The sequence below is a fragment of the Alloactinosynnema sp. L-07 genome, from assembly GCF_900070365.1.
GTDB lineage: Bacteria > Actinomycetota > Actinomycetes > Mycobacteriales > Pseudonocardiaceae > Actinokineospora.
This window is the reverse complement of record NZ_LN850107.1, coordinates 3,510,212-3,527,164: the sequence shown is the minus strand read 5'-3', so window position 1 is coordinate 3,527,164 and position 16,953 is coordinate 3,510,212. Positions and strand designations below refer to the sequence as shown.

Sequence of the window (16,953 nt, the reverse complement as noted above, 5' to 3'; positions counted from 1 at the left end):
TGCGGCCTCGCGCGCAGCGGTCTGGTCCGGTGTGGACGCCGATGTCGCGCGTTGAGCCCCAGGGTCATCCGGGACTTTCCATGACAATAGTGTGAACTCGGCGTTATCGGGATACGCCGAACGGCGCTCGTGGTGAACACCACGTGCCCTTGACGCCGGGTCTCAGCCGCCATCATAGCTCTGACCTGGGCTTTTGGTGTTTCGGGGACGTTTCGGGCAGCTGAGACGTTGGACAGATACTTGCTCGAATTTCCTTACGGAAAGGAACCGCGGTGCCGGTCCTGTTGGTCCTGCTGCTCGCCGTGGTCGCCGAGATCACCGTGATGGTGACGGTCGGCAACCTCATCGGCATCCTGCCCACCATCCTCCTGCTCATCGCCGCGACCGTCCTCGGCGGCGCTTTGCTGCGCCGCGAGGGCACGAAAGCATTTGCCGCTCTGCAAGATGCGGTCTTCGCCCGCCGCGCCCCGGAGCGCGAGTTGGTCGACGGCATGCTGATCGCGGGAGCGGGCTTCCTGGTGATCCTCCCGGGCTTTATCAGCGACGTGCTCGCGATCCTGCTCTTGCTGCCCCCGACCCGCGCGGTCATCCGCCGCTGGGTCACTCGGCGAGCGGAGATCGCGGTGGCGAACCGGCAGCGGCACACGATCGTCGTGGACTCGTTTGTCGTCGACCCCGACGACCGCCCGCAGCCCACCATCGTCATCCCCGAAAGCCGCCGCGAAGGCGAGTGACCCGCAGCGGCGAGTTCCGGCCGAGCATGTGCTCCCGTCGCCTGTCGAGACAATGAGTGACCTGCGTCACCGTGTCTGATTGGTCTAGAGGCATTGCGCCATTGGACGGTTGATGGCCAAGATTCGTGGTCATGCGCGTACTCGCCGTAGCACTTCTCGCCCTGTTCGCCCTCGCGACGCCCGCGAGCGCGACCCCCTCCGGCACCTTCGAGCCCTACAGCCCGGACGCGAAGGCGGTCACCTACGACCAGGTGAAGGTCCCGGTCGGCTCCCGGGCCACCGCCATCCGGTTCTCCACCGGCCGGGGGACCGCCGTCCTGCTCCTGGTCCACGGCCTGCTCCCCAACCGCCACTACGGCGCGCACGTGCACGTCAAGCCATGCGGCCCGCTGCCCGCCGACGCCGGGCCGCACTTCCAGAACGTGCCCGACCCGGTCCAGCCCTCCCTCGACCCGGCCTACGCCAACCCGCGCAATGAGGTGTGGCTCGACTTCACCACCGACGCCCGCGGTTCGGCCGTCGCGGTGTCGGTCAACCAGTGGCGGTTCGGCGGCAGGCCCGCCAAGTCGCTGATCATCCACGATCACCACACCCACTCCGACGGCACCGCCGGGCCTCGGCTCGGGTGTCTCAACAAGGAATTCTGATCAATCGGCGGACAACACGTGAAGATCCCTCCTATGTTGGTCTGAACGTCGACCGCACGGGAGAGCCGCGATGACCGACCCCTTGGCCAACGTCCAGCGGCTCGTCGACGAGTGGGAGCGCGACGCCGTCGAGAAGGCGGAGCGCTACGAGAACATGCGGCAGGAGGTCGAGCGGGTCTCGATCACCGAGTCCGCGGCCAACGGCGCCGTCAGCGTCACCATCGGGCACAACGGCATCCCCTCGGACGTCACGATGACCGACGCGGTTTCCCGGCTGCGACCCGAGCAGATCGCGGGCGCGGTCCTCGACGCGATGCGCAAGGCACAGGCGCGGTACCCGGCCGAACTCGCCCGGATCATGGGTGACACGGTCGGGGACACCGCGGCCACCCGGCACATCCTCGCCGAGGCTGAGCGCAACTTCCCCAGCGCCGAGCCCGACGATCCGCCCGCGCCGCGGCGGCGGGGTCCCGATGACGGGGACTTCAGCGACGAAACCTTCTTGAGGTGATCGGCCGTGCCTAGCGGATACGGTGTCCTCACGGGGGAACTCGACGCGATGGCGGGCCGGGTCGACGGCTTGGCCGACCGCCTGAGCACCGCCGCCGACGCCGCGCGGTCGGTGGCCATGAACGACTCCGCCTACGGCGTCGTGTGCCAACCGTTCGCGATGCTGCTCCAGCCGTTCGAGGAGCTGGGCGTCCAGGCGCTCACCAAGGCCGTGGAGACCGTCGCCGAGGGCGCGGCCAAGATCAAGGAGACCTCGCGGGCCTACGACGCCAACGAGACCGCCGAGTCGGCCCGCTTCGACGGGATGGCGCGATGACCAGTCTGCGCATGGCCGGCTCTCGGGTTGTGGCGCGATGACCAATCCGCTCATCGCCGCCCCCAAGAGCGACACGACGGCGTTCACCGGCATCGGGATCGCCGAGTCAGCGCAAGGTCTGGCCGACGGCGTCAGCAACGGCGACTGGGTCGAGGCCGGACTCGGCGCGGTCGGGGTCGGCCTGGAAGTGCTCTCCATGGTCATCGACCCGATCGGCACCGTAGCCTCCTACGGCGTGTCGTGGCTGATCGAGCACGTCGAGCCGCTCAAGGAGGCGCTGGACTGGTTCGCGGGCGACCCGCCGGTCATCCGCTCCTTCAGCGAGACCTGGGCCAACATCGCCGCCGAGGTCGGCAAGGTCGCCGGTGACCTCGGCACGGAGGCCACCACCGGCACCCCCGGCTGGCAGGGCCCGGCCGCCGACGCCTACCGCGGCAACGCCGCCGAGACCGCCGACGCCATCTCCGGCGCGGGCGCGCTGGCCGACGGCATCGGCGCGGGCGTCATGATCATGGGTGAGGTCGTCGCCGCGGTCCGTGAGCTGATCCGCGACCTCGTCGCCGAGGTCGTCGGCAAGCTGATCACGTGGGCGCTGGAGGCGGTGGCCACCCTGGGTCTGGCCACGCCGCTGATCGTCGCCCAGGCCACCTCGACCATCGCCAAGGTCACCAACCGCATCGCCGACCTGGTCCGCAAGCTGGTCAAGACCATCGGCAACGTCACCCCGCGCATCCGCAAGGTGATCGACAAGCTCGGCGAGATCATGGAGAAGCTGGGCAAGCTCGGCCGCCGCACCGACGGCGGCCCAGGCACCAGCCCGTCGAGCACCCCGAACACCCCCAAGGCCGACACCCCCACCGTCCGCGACCCCGACGCGCCGACCAGCCCGTCGAGCACGTCGCCCGATGGCACAAACCCTTCCGGCACAACGAATCCGTCGGGCTCGACCGCGCCGAACGGGACGTCGCCGAACTCGACCGACAGCCCGAACCGGCCCACCGACCCCAACGACACCAAGACCCCCGAGACCGACCGGGTCTGCGAGAACGACCCGATCGACGTCGTAAGCGGTGACATGGTCCTCGCGAACATCGACGTCGACCTGCCTGGGGTCCTCCCGCTGGTTCTGCGCCGGACCCATGTCTCGTCCTACCGCGCGGGCCGGTCGTTCGGCTCGTCGTGGGCGTCCACAGTGGACCAGCGGCTGGAGTTCGACCCACGCGGCGTGGTGTTCCTGGCCGAGGACGGGATGGTCCTGGTCTATCCGCGGCTACCCGCCGAAGGCTCGGTGCTGCCCGAGGTCGGTCCGCGCTGGCCGTTGTCCCGCACGGAGAACGGCTTCGTCATCGAGCCCCGGGGCACGGGACAGTCGCTGCACTTCCCGGCGGCCGACAAGGTCAGCCACCTCGCCGCGATCGTCGACCGCAACGCCAACCGGATCGACTTCGCCCGCGACGTCGCGGGCAACCTCACCGGAGTTCGCCACAGCGGCGGCTACCACCTCGACGCGCTCAGCGAGCGCGGCCGGATCACCGAGCTGCGCATGCGGGTCGACGGCGGCCACGTCCCGGTCATTCGCTACCGGCACGACGACAACGGCCGATTGACCGAGGTCGTCAACTCCTCCGACCGGCCGTTGCGGTTCGACTACGACCACGCGGGCCGGATCACGCAGTGGACCGACCGAAACGGCGAGTGGTACCGCTACCTCTACGACGCCCAAGGCCGCTGTGTGGCCAATGAGGGCTCCGGCGGGTTCCTCAACGGCACCTTCATCTACGGCGACGACACCACCAGGTTCACCGACGCGCTCGGCAACGCCACGACGTACCGGTTCGGCGAGAACCGCAAGGTCATCGCCGAGACCGACGCGTTGGGGCACACCGTCACCCAGCAGTGGGACGACGCCGACCGGCTTGTCGCGCGCACCGACGCGCTCGGCAACACGACGAAGTTCACCTACGACGACGCGGGCAACCTCGTCGCCACCACCCGCCCCGACGGTGTGCAGGCGCTCGCCGAGTACGACACGTACGGCCAGGTCGTCGCGTTCGTCGGCCCGGACGGTGCGGTGTGGCGCCAGGAGTTCGACGAGCGGGGCAACCTCGTCGCCGAGACCGACCCGACGGGCGCGGTCAACCGCTACGAGCACGACGAACGTGGACACCGGGTCGCGGTGACCGACGCCCTAGGCGGTGTCCGGCGGATCGAGACCAACGCGGCGGGCATCCCGCTCGCGGTCACCGACCCGACCGGCGCCACCACCCGCTACACCCGCGACGCCTTCGGCCGTGCCGCGGTGATCACCGACCCGCTCGGCGGCCGCGTCCAGTACTCGTGGACGGTTGAGGGCAGGATGCTCGCCCGCACCCGGCCCGACGGCGCCACCGAGCGCTGGCGCTACGACGCCGAGGGCAACGCCTTCGAGCACGTCGACCCGATGGGCCGGGTCACCCGCACCCAGACCACCCACTTCAACCTGCCCGCCGCCGAGGTCCGGCCCGACGGCACCCGGCTGGCCTTCGGCTACGACCCGACGCTGCGGCTGACCTCGGTCACCAACGCGCAGGGCCTGGTGTGGCGCTACGAGTACGACGCGGCCGGGAACCTGGTGCGGGAGACCGACTTCAACGGCCGCGTACTGACCTACCAGCACGACGCCGCGGGCAGGCTGGTCGGCCGGGTCAACGGCGCTGGGCAGGCCACCACGTTCGCGCGCGACGCGCTCGGCAAGATCGTCGAGCGGCGGTCCGGCGAGCAGGTCACCACGATCGAGTACGACCTGGTGGGCCGGGTGCGCCGGGCGCGCAACGCCGACGCCGACCTGGTCTACACCCGCGACCCGCTCGGCCGGGTGCTCGCCGAGTCGGTCAACGGCCGGACGGTCAACTCCGGCTACGACCCGCTCGGCCGCCGGGTGCGTAGGCGGACGCCGACCGGCGCGGAGAGCACGTGGGGCTACGACGAGGGATCACGGCCGGTGCGCCTGACCGTCGGCGAGCGGTCGATGTCGTTCGACTACGACCAGGCCGGTCACGAGATCAGCCGGTCCCTGGGCAACGGCGCGGTGCTCGACCAGGCATGGGACGCCAACCACCGGCTGGTCTCGCAGTCGACGCGGGCCGAGGGCCGGGACCCGCGGCGGCGCGGCTATCACTACCAGCCCGATGACCACCTCACCGCCGTGGACGACCAACTCGGCCGTTCGCGCCGCTACCAACTCGACCCGATGGGCCGGGTGACCGGCGTCGAGGGCGCGGGCTGGCGCGAGCAGTACGCCTACGACGCCGGGGGCAACGTCGCCGCGCCGGACACCGAGTACGGCGGCACGCTGGTGCGCACTGCGGGCGATGCCCGCTACGAGCACGACGCGCAGGGCCGCGTGGTGTTGCGTCAGCGCAAGCGCCTGTCGCGCAAGCCCGACACCTGGCGCTACCAGTGGGACGCCGACGACAGGCTGATCGCGGTGATCACCCCGGACGGGTCACGCTGGTCCTACCGCTACGACCCGTTGGGCCGCCGGATCGCGAAGCTGCGCCTGGCGCCGGACGGGTCGGTGGCCGAGCGCGTCGACTTCGCGTGGGACGGCTCGGTCATGGTCGAGCAGACCCACTCGGCGGGCCGGACGACCACCTGGGAGTTCGACCCCGCGAGCTTCCGGCCGCTCACCCAGACCGAGCGCGTGCCGTCCGGGCAGGACTGGGTCGACCAGCGGTTCTATGCGATCGTGACCGACATCGTCGGCACCCCGAGCGAACTGCTGGACGACCAGGGCGACCCCGCGTGGCGGCAGGAGTCGACGCTGTGGGGCCAGGCGCTCGGCGCGCTGACCCAGCGGGCGGACACGCCGCTGCGGTTCCCCGGCCAGTACTTCGACGCCGAGACCGGCCTGCACTACAACTACCTGCGCTACTACGACCCGGTCGCCGCCCGCTACACCAGCCCCGACCCGCTTGGCCTGCTCGGCGGCCCGTCGCCGCACGGGTATGTGCACAACCCGACCGGCTGGACCGACGCGCTCGGCCTGACCGAGTCCGGCGATATCGAGTTCCTCGACCCCAACGACATCAACTTCTCCCAGCGCACCGTCACCGAGAACGACTACGCCGACGCGATGCGCAACGGCCAGTGGGAATGGGACCGGTCGCCGGTCCATGTGATGGAGGTCGACGGCCAACTGGTCAGCTACGACAACCGTCGCCTCGACGCGGCTCGCGAGGCGGGCGTCCCGGTCTGTGTGCAGCGCGTCGACCCGAACGCGCCGCACCCGGATTCGTCCACCGGCAAGACCTGGGCGGAGAAGTTCCAGGAACGATTCCGCGACCCACGCAACCGGCTCAACGGCGAACCGGTGCCCAACACGGGCTTGAGTGAACGGCCCACCGCCACGCCCCCTGGCTGTGGCGGCGGCCGACGACGGAGAAGGCGATGACCGAGATCCAAACCCTGTGGCGAGCCGGTCGGCTCCCGATCGAGGACGGCGTCTTCTTCGCCGACGGTCGGTCCTACGCGGTCGACGTGGAGGGCACGTCGCTGGCGGTCGTCGAGGAACTGGACTTGGCGCAGGTGCTGGCCGAGGACCCGGACTGGGTGACGTCGATTGATGTCACTCGCACGGTTCCGGCGCCGGCGGGGTTCGTGTGCGCGGGGGAGGGATCCCACGGCTCCGAAGGGTTCTTCGCCCGGCTGGACGCGGACCGCGAACTTGTCTGGGTCTGCTACCTGTCGGAGTGCAACCCGTTCGACGGGCTGACCGTGACCGGCACGAGCCTCACCGCGACCTCGACCTCGGGGATCACGATCACCGTCGACTTGGACGCGCCGGTCGGCTGAGCAGCGCCAGGCGAGTTGGTTCAGCAGCCACTTCGGGCCGGTGACCTGCGCGCCCGCTTTCTCTCAGCGTTGGCGTAGTTGGCGGTTGGCGGTGACGACTGGGCAGGGGACGTCGAGCCGTGTCTTGGCCATCTGGACGATCGTGTCGCCGCCGCCCGGGGCGTCGACGACCGTGACGCCCGGGATCGAGTCGATGCCGTGGGCAGCGCCTCGACCACGATCAGGGCCTCGGGGAACGCCAGGTCCCGACGGTGGCCATCTTCGACCGATTCCAGAGTTCCAGGAGTTCCTAGTGGACTGAACCAACAAATACCGGCGGACCAGTCACGTCGCTCGTCAGCCGGCTCAGGCGAGCAGGTCGAGCAGCCATTTCGGGCCCCGAACCTGGGCGCCCGCCTTCTCGCAGCGGCGGCGCAGTTCGCGGTCGGCGGTGATGACCAGACAGGGCACGTCGAGCCTGCCGCGCACCATCTCGACGATCGTGTCGTCGCCGCTGCCCGGGGCATCGACCACAGTCACCGCGTCGACCGAATCGATACCGCGGGCCGCGCCCTCCACGATCAACAGGGTTTCCGGGTAGGCGGTGTCGAACGGGGAGATGCCTGGCAGGCCCGCGGCCGCCAGGGCGGCGACCTCATCGCGCAACCGGGTCGCGGCGCCCGCTCGGTCCTTCCACCAGCCGTCGGCGCGGGCGCCCACCACGTTGGCGGCATCGATGATCAGCACCGGGTGGCGCAGGCCCGTGCGCAGGATCGGCCACGCCTTCGCGAACGGCTCGTAGAGCGCGAGCGAGGCAACCTCGTCGACGTGGATCCAGGCGGCGTCACGGGTCTCGCGCGACGCCGCGCGGACGGTGGGCATTGTGTCGATCGAGCCGAACACGGTGTCGTAGGCCCACTTGCCGTGGTCGTCCCGGACGACGCCGAACGGGCGCACGAGGCCGGTGTCGAGGGTGCTCTCCTCGCTGGTCTCGCGCAGTGCGCCGGTGATCGTGTCCTCATGGCTGTCGCGGGCGCCGCCGAACAGCGCCCACGTGTTGCCGCCGGGCGTCCACCAGGCGCGGTGCTGCAGGAGTACGTGCTCGCCGTGCACGGCCAGCAACCCGGCCGCTCCGAAGCGGCCCCAGTGCAGGTGCCCGCGTGCGCAGCGCACGACTCGGTCACCGTCTCCGCGTGGCATGGATCTCCGGGGGTCGACGAGGGTTCTGGCAGTGGACGGTACCTGGCCGGGGATCCGAGGGGGAGCGGGCAACCCGCGGTGTTCGGTTCGTGTAGGTCAGCGTCAGGGAGTTCGAAAATCGTTCAACAAGAGGATTGTTCAATGAGGGGATTGTCGGACAATCGCTCAGCGTGCCGCGATGGGGCATGCCAAGTCGAACGGTGCGACGGCAGGTACTAGCGGGCCACGGGCTGGTCGAGCTGAGACCACGGCTTCGCGGCCTCCCACATGCGCTCGGCCTCGGCGACATAATGCTGGAACCAGCGGCCGTCCTTGGGTTCGAGCGTGATGATCGGGCCCGCGTCGGCGGTCGGCTGGAACTCGTAGTGCTGCACGCAGACGAACCCGCGTGGGCTGGTCACGTCCAGGCAGTTGAACCCGGCCGAGGGGATGATCGACAGCACCCGGACCTCCAGCCGCCCCTCCATCCGGGCACGCAGGGCCGTCATGTCGTCCAGCGTGGTGAGGATGCGCTGTCGGACCCGCCCGGCGCCCAGGCTGTGGGCCATGCGGCGGTCGGCGGTCGCCATGAGCGCGTCGTCGTCGGGGTCGAGCACCAGCACTCGGATCCGGCCGCCCGCGGTGAGGATGGCCGGGAAGTCGCTGCGCATGCCCTGCACGGTTCTGGTCATGGTGAGCCCGATGAGCAGGATGTCGAACGACGCCGCGCGGCGGGCGATCAGGTCGGGTGGGAACTCGGGCTGGAGCAGGGCCGACGGGTTGGGCCGCTGGGCTCCCGAGAGCTGGTCGAGTTGGCGCCGGGACTTGATCTGCGACAGCGCCAGCCACGCCAGCAGGCCGAGGACCACCGACGACAGCGTCTTGACGTCGGAGATCCCGGCGGCGCCGAGGATGGTGAACAGGATGGCCACCGTGGCCAGGATGTAGAGATCGACGTTGTCGTCGTTGATCAAGCGGACCAGTAATCGCCGCACCCTGCCGCCAGCCACCCGTGCCCGCCTCTCAGAGTTCGACGCTGTCGTTGTTGATCAAGCAGGGTTCGAGCATCGCCGCATCCTTGCCGTCAGCCCCGCGCCCCGCCTCTCAGAGTTCGCCGACCTCGGTGATGTAGAGGACCGCCGTGCCTGCCTCGTCCGACGCCGCCAGGTCGATTTCCGCGGTGAAGCCCCAGTCGTGGTCACCCGCTGGGTCGTCGAAGATCTGGCGCACCAGCCAGCGTTCCGGTTCCGTCTCGATGATCAGCAGTGCCGGGCCGCGGGCGTTGGGGCCGATGCCGATCTGGCTGTGCGCCTCGAAATACGGCTCCAGGGCGTCTTCCCAAGCGCCCGCGTCCCAGCCGTTGTCGCCGTCGAGGTCGCCAAGGTCGTGGTAGGCGCGGCGGGCGGCCAGTTGCACGCGGTGGAACAGCGCGTTGCGGACGAGCACGCGGAAGGCGCGCACGTTCTTGGTGACCGCGGGCGGGGCCTCGTCGACCGGTTCCTCCAGCTCGCCGGTCTCGGGGTTGGTGAGCTTCTCCCACTCGTCGAGCAGGCTGGAGTCGACCTGGCGGACCAGCTCGCCGAGCCACTCGATGAGGTCGGTCAGCTCCTCGGTCTTGGCTTCGTCGGGAACCGTCTGGCGGACCGCGCGGTAGGCGTCGGCCAGGTAGCGCAGGACCAGCCCCTCGGAGCGGGCCAGCGCGTAGAAGGCGACGTACTCGGTGAACGTCATCGCGCGCTCGTACATGTCGCGCACGACGCCCTTGGGGGAGAGCTGGTGGTCGCCGACCCAGGGGTGGCCGCGCCGGTAGGTCTCGAACGCCGCGTTGAGCAGCTCCGCCAACGGCTTGGGGTGGGTGACGTTCTCCAGCAGTTCCATCCGCTGGTCGTACTCGATGCCCTCGGACTTCATCGCCGCGACCGCCTCGCCGCGCGCCTTGTGCTGCTGGGCCGAAAGCACCTGCCGCGGGTCGTCCAAAGTGGACTCCACAACGGACAGCACGTCGAGCGCGTAGCTCGGGGACTCGCGGTCGAGCAGTTCGATGGCGGCCAGGGCGAACGGGGACAGCGGCTGGTTGAGGGCGAAGTTCAGCTGCAGGTCCATGGTCAGCCGGACGTTGCGGCCCTGCTCGTCGGGCTCGTCCAGCTTCTCCACGACACCGGCGGCCAGTAGCGCCCGGTAGATGGCGATGGCGCGGCGGATGTGGCGGCGCTGGGCCGGGCGGTCCTCATGGTTGTCGGTCAGCAGCTTGCGCATCGCGGTGAACGCGTCGCCTGGGCGGCCGATGACGTTGAGCAGCATCGAGTGGCTGACGTGGAAGCTCGACGTCAGCGGTTCCGGCTCGGCGGCCACGAGACGCTCGAAGGTCGGCTCGCCCCACGAGACCATGCCCTCCGGCGGCTTCTTGCGGACGAACTTGCGCCGCTTCTTCGGGTCGTCGCCCAGCTTGGCCAGCGACTTCTCGTTGTCGATGACGTGCTCGGGGGCCTGCACCAGCACCGTGCCGAGCGTGTCGTAGCCCGCCCGGCCCGCGCGCCCGGCGATCTGGTGGAACTCGCGGGCCTTGAGGATGCGCGTCTTCACACCGTCGTATTTGGACAGTGCGGTGAACACGACGGTGCGGATCGGGACGTTGATGCCCACGCCGAGGGTGTCGGTGCCGCAGACGATCTTCATCAGCCCGGCCTGCGCCAGCCGCTCGACCAGGCGCCGGTACTTGGGCAGCATCCCGGCGTGGTGCACGCCGATGCCGTGCCGGACCAGCCGCGACAGCGTCTTGCCGAATCCGGAGGAGAACCGGAAGTTCCCGATCAGCGCGGCGATCTTCTCCTTCTCCTCGCGCGTGCACACGTTGATGCTCATCAGCGCCTGCGCGCGTTCCAGGGCGGCGGCCTGGGTGAAGTGCACGACGTAGACGGGGGACTGGTTGGTGCTGAGCAGTTCCTCCAGCGCCTCGGTCAGCGGGGTCATGCCGAAGGAGTAGAACAGTGGCACCGGGCGCTCAGCCGACGTCACGACCGCCGTGGGCCTGCCGGTGCGCCGGCTCAGGTCCTCCTCGAACCGCTTGACGTCGCCCAGGGTCGCCGACATCAGCACGAACTGGACCTTGGGCAACTCCAGCAGCGGGATCTGCCACGCCCAGCCGCGGTCGGGCTCGGCGTAGAAGTGGAACTCGTCCATGACGACCTGGCCGACATCGGCGTCGGCGCCGTCGCGCAGGGCGATGTTGGCCAGGATCTCCGCGGTGCAGCAGATGATCGGCGCGCTGCCGTTGACGCTGGAATCGCCGGTCATCATGCCGACGTTCTCCGCGCCGAACGTCTCACACAGCGCGAAGAACTTCTCCGACACCAGCGCCTTGATCGGCGCGGTGTAGAAGCTGCGCACGCCTTGGGCCAGCGCGGTGAAGTGCGCGCCCGCCGCGACCAGGCTCTTGCCGGAGCCGGTGGGGGTGTTGAGGATGACGTTGGCCCCGGAGACGATCTCCATCAGGGCCTCTTCCTGCGCCGGATACAGCGACAGGCCCTGTTCGCCCGCCCAGGTGGCGAAGGCGTCGAAGAGGTCGTCGGGTTCCGGGGTGGCGGGCAGCCGCGAGGTCAGCGTCATGGTGGGTCGATCGTGCCTGGTTCCCTGGGGCGCGCGCTACGCGGGGTCGACCTCGCCCGCGCGCGCGGCGTTGACTGTGCAGACCGCTGAGATGATCGCGGTGAGGACGGCGCCGCCGAGCAGGATGACACCTTGCTGCCAGTGGACGCTGACGTCGGCGGCCGGGTAGGTGCGCAGCCAGCCGAGCGCCTGGGCGCCGGTCGCGAATACCATGCAGGTCACGATCACCGACGCACCGACGCCGAGGACGGCGGCGAACCGACGGCCGCGGTGGGTCGACCATGGCAGCGCGGCACCGACGGCGGCGACCATCGCGGCGATCAGGGCGACCGCGGCCAGGATCAGGAGTCTGCTGTCCATCGGCACCTCGGGCGGCCGGTAGCCGCTGCCAGGCGCGATACCCCACGGCGCCACCGTCACCAAGAACCGGGCATCCGGGACGATGCGGAGTTCGGCCACCAGCAGCGGGGCGAACACCGCGACCACGGTCAGCGTGGCCGCGGCGACCGCGAACACCGCACCGGCTATCGAACCGCGAGCTTCGGCCATACGGCCGATGATGCCCTAGAGGACCATCGCGCTGAACAGGGGCAGCGCCCGTTGGGTGCCGCAGTCGCTCTGTCCGGAACCGGTGCCTATCACTCAGCTGGGCAGGGGGCAGGGCGCTGGGGTGCGGCAGTGCAACGGAACGCAAGGGGCACAACGGAACGGCCTGTTTGGGTGGTTCGCCTTGATTTGGGGGAAATGGGCCTAAAATCGCGGTGCGGGTGAGGTTCCTTGAGCTCGCCTTTTGACCCGCACAGGCCCATTTCTAGGGGCCCCAAATCAAGGCGAACCACCCAAACAGGCACCCCACCACCAAACTGGCGCACAACCGATCGCAGGCAGAACCGCCCAAACAGGACGCGGCGCTGAACAGACGCACCGCTCTGGGGGACTGTCTAGAACCGGTGCCCGTACAGAACGCTCCGCACCGCGCCGACCACCGAGCTGAATAGGGGCAGCGCGGGGTGCACCGGATCCGGCGCCGTGGCCCAGTGCGCGACCGTGCGGTCGATGTGTCCGGTGGGGAGCAGGACCCGCGCGGTCACCGACTCCACGCCGGGCGGCAGGGGCCTGCGGCGCTGTTCGTCGGTCATCGGCTGGGTCAGGAAGGTCCATTCGGTCCGCTTGCCGGGCGTCGCGAGCACCGGGCCCGCGAGCATCCGCAGGCGCAGCCACCACTGGACCTCGGCGCCGAGACCGGCGCGCATCCGCAGGCCGCCGACCTGCTCTCCGAGGTCGAGGTACGCGCCGAACGCGTCGCCGTCGACCGGCCAGCCAAGGGTTGTCCGGTAGTCGGACACTTCAAAGGCGAGTGTGCCGGGTTGGGCGCCACCTTCGAGTGCGTGCAAGTCGGACAGTTCCGCCGCTGTCATGGCGAGCCACCTTTCAAGGTCGACTGGCCGGGGCGCCGCTACTGGCGTGGTTGGTTCGGTCGTCGACTTCCGTTCACCAGGATGAGTGAAAGTGGTACCGGTCACCCCATCCCAGTGACCTATAACTTTGCGCTGATAACGGGCCCCCAAACGGCGGTGAGCTGCGGTTTTACCCGGTCGGGGCGGCCGCTTCACCAAGGTCTCGTTACCGACCCGCGATCCACTCTCGACGGTCGGCGGCGGTCTCGGCAGCTTGCGGCCATCGCACTCGTTGGCGGTGGGGGTGCTGAGAGCATGAGCACCATGATCGTATTCCGAGCCGGGTCGCCGCTCAGGCGGCTCGCGGTCACCCTGCTCGCGGTGGTGATCTTCCGGGTCGGGCAGAACGTGCCGCTGCCCACCGTGGACCTCGCGGCGAACTCCGTCGAGGACGACAGTCCCCTCTACTGGGTGATCGATCTGCTCACCGGCGGCGGGTTCCGCTTACCCGCGGTGATCGCGTTCGGCGTGCTGCCCGTGCTGGTCGCCCGAGTCCTCATGCGCAACCTCGTCCCCGTCATTCCGAGGCTGTCCGCTCTCGCCGCGGAGGGTGAGGCGGGCACGGCCAGGATCGCCCGGTACACCCGCGTTCTCGCGGTGGTGCTCGGCGGTGCGGGTGTGGTGGCCGCGGGCATCGGCGACCGCGGTGCCATCCCGCTCGTTGTCATGGCGGCCACCGCGGCGGCGGGAACGGCCCTGGCGATCTTGCTGGCCGAGCTCATCACGAAACGCGGATACGGCGACGGGGTGCGCATCCTGTTGCTCACCCAGGTCCTCGCCGTCGCCGCCGTCGAGTTCTGGCGCCTTGTCCAGGCCAAGGGCGTCGCCGCGGTCATCGTCGCGCTCGTCGTGGTGGTGGTCGTGGTGATGGGAACGATCCTGGTCGCGCAGGTGCAGCGCCGGATCCCGGTGCAGTACGCGAAGCGGCTGATCGGGCGGCGGACGCACGGCGGGACCCCGACCTACGTCCCGGTGCAGATGGCCCAGCGCAGTGGGCCCATCGTGCTGGCCGCGGTGGTGCTCGCCGTGCCTGCCCTGCCCGGCCTGCTGTGGTCGGACGCGACCTGGCTCAGCGCGATCACGGCGGTCCTGTGGGACGAGGCCGACCCGGTGCGGATGGTCGCCTACGCCGTGCTCGTCGGCGTGTTCGCCTACGCCAGGTCGGCGGCCACCTCCGTGCCCACGACGATCGCCTCGAAGCTGGTCAGGGAGGGCGGGTTCATCCCCGGCATCCGTCCCGGCAACCCGACGGCCCAATACCTCGAGTACGTGGACCGGCGGATGAACGCGGCGGGCGCCCTCTACCTGGGCGCGGTGGCTCTGCTGCCGGAGATAGCCATCGCCGTGCTCGACGCGGCTCCGAGGTTCCCGTTCGCGGGCGTCGCGATCCTGGTCTCGCTGATCTTCGTGGTCGACGTCGCCCTGACCACGGCCAAGCAGGTCGAGACCCAGCTCCAGATGATTCGCTACCAGGGTTACCTGCGTTAGACGCGCGCGGGAGCGGTCAGCACGCGGCGGAGGATCCCGTGCGGGTTGCCGTGGCGGCGCCACTCGCGCGGGTAGCCGAGCGACACCTCCTGGAACCGCACGCCGTCGTGGTGGGTGATGCGAGGGATGTGGAGGTGGCCGTAGACCATGGCGGCGGTGTTGAACCGGGTGTGCCAGTCGGCGGTCAGCACGGTGCCGCACCACTGGGCGAACTCGGGGAACCGCAGGATCCGGGTTGGTTCGCGTACCAGCGGATAGTGGTTGACCAGCACCAACGGCACCGCCGGGTCGCATTCGGCCAGCCGGGCCTCGGTCAGCGCGACCCGGGCGCGGCACCAGTCGTCGCGGCTCTCATACGGATCCGGGGACAGGTAGACCTCGTCGGTGCAGACGATCCCGGTGTCACGGGCGTAGGCCAGCGACTCTTCCTTGGTGGTGCAGCCGGGGGCGTTGAAGGTGTAGTCGTAGCCGATGAACAGCGGCGCGATGAGTACGGGGCCGCCCTCGCCGGTCCACTGGACGTACGGGTCTTCCGGGGTCAGCACGCCGAGTTCCCGGCACATCGCGACCAGGTCCTCGTAGCGCTGTACGCCGAGAGACTGCACCGGGTCGGCGCGCACGGTCCACAGCTCGTGGTTGCCCGGCGTCCAGATCACCTTCGCGAAGCGGCCCGCCAGCGTCTCCAGCGCCCAGCGCACGTCGTGCAGCTGATCGGCGACGTCACCGGCCACGAGCAGCCAGTCGTCAGGCGATTCCGGGCGCAGACCGGCCACGATCTCGCGGTTCTCCGCGTAGGTGATGTGCAGATCGCTGATCGCCAGAAGTGAGCCCACGGTCCGATCTTCCCATCCCGTTCGGCCCTCGTGGGCGTGATCTCAGTGACCCATCACACCGCGACGAACGACGGCGAGCCGGTGCGGGTGCCAGGCGGTGGCCGGGATGGCCAGGACGCCCGAGTCCGGGTTCTTCGAGTCGCGCAGGCGGACCAATGCCGAAAACGCGACCTCCACGCAGTCGGGCTGCCCGCCATTGCTGAAGGTCGACTTCCGCCACTCTCCGTGCATGGTGTTTCAGCCCCGTTCGTAGTCGGCCGCGACCCTGCTCAAGAAGTTCACCGATTCGGCGGACCCCAGCGCCACCCGTTCCAGCGTAGCGACAATCTCGCGGAACCTGTGCACATCACCGGGTTCGTGCAGGAAGCCGGTGGCACCCTCCTGCTCGACATAGACGATTCCCGGTTTCTCGTGGAAATCGAGCAGCGAGAAGTAGCCCGGGGCGCGGTAGCCGCCGTGCCGGAAGGGGATCACGTGGACAGAGATGTGGGGCAGCTTCCCGAGGTCGATGAGCCACTGGATCTGATGTGCCATCACGTCCGCACTGCCATATGCCCGGCGCAGCGCCGCTTCATCCAGGAAGGCCACATACCGTGGGCCGCCCAAGCGATTGAGCACCTTCTGTCGCTCCAACCGTTCCGCGACCAGGGTCTCGACCACCTCGGCTGAGGTGGCGAGCGCGGTGATCGCGTGCGCGTACCCGGGTGTCTGCAACAGACCCGGCACTTACCCGGAAAGGGTCACTGTGATGACGGTCGGTGTCCGCAGGGCGTTCTCTGTCCGGCTCAGGGTCGCGATGGAGATGTCCAGGCGTGCCGACACATCGCGGAGTTCAAACCGGATCGCACTCTCGCGGCGGTCAGTTCCGTTGCCAGGGCGCGCATCCGCGCGGACAGGTGTTCGCTCATGTGGTCAGGAGATCACGTTTCCCGACACCCGCAACCGCCACCAATGGGTGACCTGTTTCAGGTCTGATACCGACGAGCGTCAGAGCGGGTTGAGGCGGGCTTTGAGAAGGCAGAACTCATTGCCTTCCGGGTCGACCAGGACATGCCACTGCTCCTGCCCTGTCTGGCCGACGTCGGCCGGGCGCGCACCAAGCCGCAGAAGGCGTTCGAGTTCGGCGTCCTGATCGCGGTCGGTGGCGTTGACGTCGATGTGCAGCCGGGATTTCCCCTTCTCCGGCTCATCCCGGTAACTGAGGATGATCGTTGGCTGCGGACCGCCGAACCCTTCACGCGGCCCGATCTCCAGCGTGCCGTCGTCCTCGCGATCGAGCACGACGAAGTCCAGTACCTCGCACCAGAATCGCGCCAGCAACTCTGGGTCGCGGCAACCGAGCACGAGCTCACTGATACGACATGCCATTGA

The 16,953-nt window shown here is 69.4% G+C and carries 16 protein-coding genes; 7 read left to right on the top strand and 9 right to left on the bottom strand.

Features of this window, described 5'->3' with window-relative positions:
• Positions 1-272 precede the first annotated feature (272 nt).
• From BN1701_RS15380 to BN1701_RS15355, 6 genes are all read left to right on the top strand, one after another.
• A complete protein-coding gene (locus BN1701_RS15380; protein ID WP_231949605.1) occupies positions 273-734 on the top strand; it encodes an FxsA family protein in 462 nt (153 codons plus the stop codon).
• A gap of 131 nt (positions 735-865) precedes the next feature.
• The gene (locus BN1701_RS15375; protein WP_054055877.1) at positions 866-1,381 is read left to right on the top strand and encodes a superoxide dismutase; all 516 of its coding nucleotides are present in this window, start codon (positions 866-868) and stop codon (positions 1,379-1,381) included.
• Positions 1,382-1,451: 70 nt separating this feature from the next.
• Positions 1,452-1,892, top strand: a complete 441-nt coding sequence (locus tag BN1701_RS15370; RefSeq protein WP_054049469.1) for a YbaB/EbfC family nucleoid-associated protein — start codon at positions 1,452-1,454, stop codon at positions 1,890-1,892.
• Between the two features lie 6 nt (positions 1,893-1,898).
• Positions 1,899-2,207, top strand: coding sequence for a type VII secretion target (locus BN1701_RS15365; RefSeq protein ID WP_082859867.1), 309 nt, complete (start codon positions 1,899-1,901; stop codon positions 2,205-2,207).
• A 37-nt stretch (positions 2,208-2,244) separates the two neighbouring features.
• On the top strand, positions 2,245-6,639 hold the full coding sequence (locus tag BN1701_RS15360) for an RHS repeat-associated core domain-containing protein (RefSeq protein ID WP_054049467.1): 4,395 nt from the start codon (positions 2,245-2,247) through the stop codon (positions 6,637-6,639).
• Positions 6,636-7,040, top strand: coding sequence for a hypothetical protein (locus BN1701_RS15355; RefSeq protein ID WP_054049465.1), 405 nt, complete (start codon positions 6,636-6,638; stop codon positions 7,038-7,040). Before BN1701_RS15360 ends, BN1701_RS15355 begins: the two co-directional genes overlap by 4 nt.
• A gap of 345 nt (positions 7,041-7,385) precedes the next feature.
• On the opposite strand, the gene BN1701_RS15350 is transcribed toward BN1701_RS15355, so the two are convergent.
• The 5 genes from BN1701_RS15350 to BN1701_RS15330 all read right to left on the bottom strand — a co-directional run bounded on the left by BN1701_RS15350 (position 7,386) and on the right by BN1701_RS15330 (position 13,222).
• Positions 7,386-8,219 carry an NUDIX hydrolase gene (locus BN1701_RS15350; protein WP_054049463.1) on the bottom strand — a complete coding sequence of 278 codons (834 nt, stop codon included), beginning with the start codon at positions 8,217-8,219 and terminating at the stop codon, positions 7,386-7,388.
• A 215-nt stretch (positions 8,220-8,434) separates the two neighbouring features.
• Positions 8,435-9,208 (bottom strand): hypothetical protein, encoded by a 774-nt coding sequence (locus BN1701_RS15345; protein ID WP_157368002.1) that lies wholly within the window; start codon positions 9,206-9,208, stop codon positions 8,435-8,437.
• Positions 9,209-9,302: 94 nt separating this feature from the next.
• Entirely contained in the window at positions 9,303-11,804 is a 2,502-nt protein-coding gene (locus BN1701_RS15340; protein WP_054049459.1) for an RNA helicase, read from the bottom strand.
• Positions 11,805-11,840: 36 nt separating this feature from the next.
• Positions 11,841-12,353 carry a hypothetical protein gene (locus BN1701_RS15335; protein WP_054049458.1) on the bottom strand — a complete coding sequence of 171 codons (513 nt, stop codon included), beginning with the start codon at positions 12,351-12,353 and terminating at the stop codon, positions 11,841-11,843.
• A gap of 392 nt (positions 12,354-12,745) precedes the next feature.
• Positions 12,746-13,222, bottom strand: a complete 477-nt coding sequence (locus BN1701_RS15330; RefSeq protein WP_054049456.1) for a hypothetical protein — start codon at positions 13,220-13,222, stop codon at positions 12,746-12,748.
• Positions 13,223-13,516: 294 nt separating this feature from the next.
• Here BN1701_RS15330 and BN1701_RS15325 point away from each other — a divergent pair, with 294 nt between their 5' ends.
• Positions 13,517-14,749, top strand: a complete 1,233-nt coding sequence (locus tag BN1701_RS15325) for a preprotein translocase subunit SecY (RefSeq protein WP_067520741.1) — start codon at positions 13,517-13,519, stop codon at positions 14,747-14,749.
• On the opposite strand, the gene BN1701_RS15320 is transcribed toward BN1701_RS15325, so the two are convergent.
• The 4 genes from BN1701_RS15320 to BN1701_RS15305 all read right to left on the bottom strand — a co-directional run bounded on the left by BN1701_RS15320 (position 14,746) and on the right by BN1701_RS15305 (position 16,950).
• On the bottom strand, positions 14,746-15,582 hold the full coding sequence (locus BN1701_RS15320) for a metallophosphoesterase (protein ID WP_054049454.1): 837 nt from the start codon (positions 15,580-15,582) through the stop codon (positions 14,746-14,748). The two genes, BN1701_RS15325 and BN1701_RS15320, sit on opposite strands and share 4 nt — an antisense overlap.
• 42 nt (positions 15,583-15,624) lie before the next feature.
• Positions 15,625-15,813, bottom strand: a complete 189-nt coding sequence (locus tag BN1701_RS15315) for a DUF397 domain-containing protein (RefSeq protein ID WP_054049452.1) — start codon at positions 15,811-15,813, stop codon at positions 15,625-15,627.
• Positions 15,814-15,819: 6 nt separating this feature from the next.
• Positions 15,820-16,308, bottom strand: coding sequence for a DUF5753 domain-containing protein (locus BN1701_RS15310; RefSeq protein ID WP_054049450.1), 489 nt, complete (start codon positions 16,306-16,308; stop codon positions 15,820-15,822).
• Positions 16,309-16,569: 261 nt separating this feature from the next.
• Complete coding sequence (locus tag BN1701_RS15305) at positions 16,570-16,950, bottom strand: VOC family protein (protein WP_054049448.1); 381 nt, start codon at positions 16,948-16,950, stop codon at positions 16,570-16,572.
• Positions 16,951-16,953: the final 3 nt, after the last annotated feature.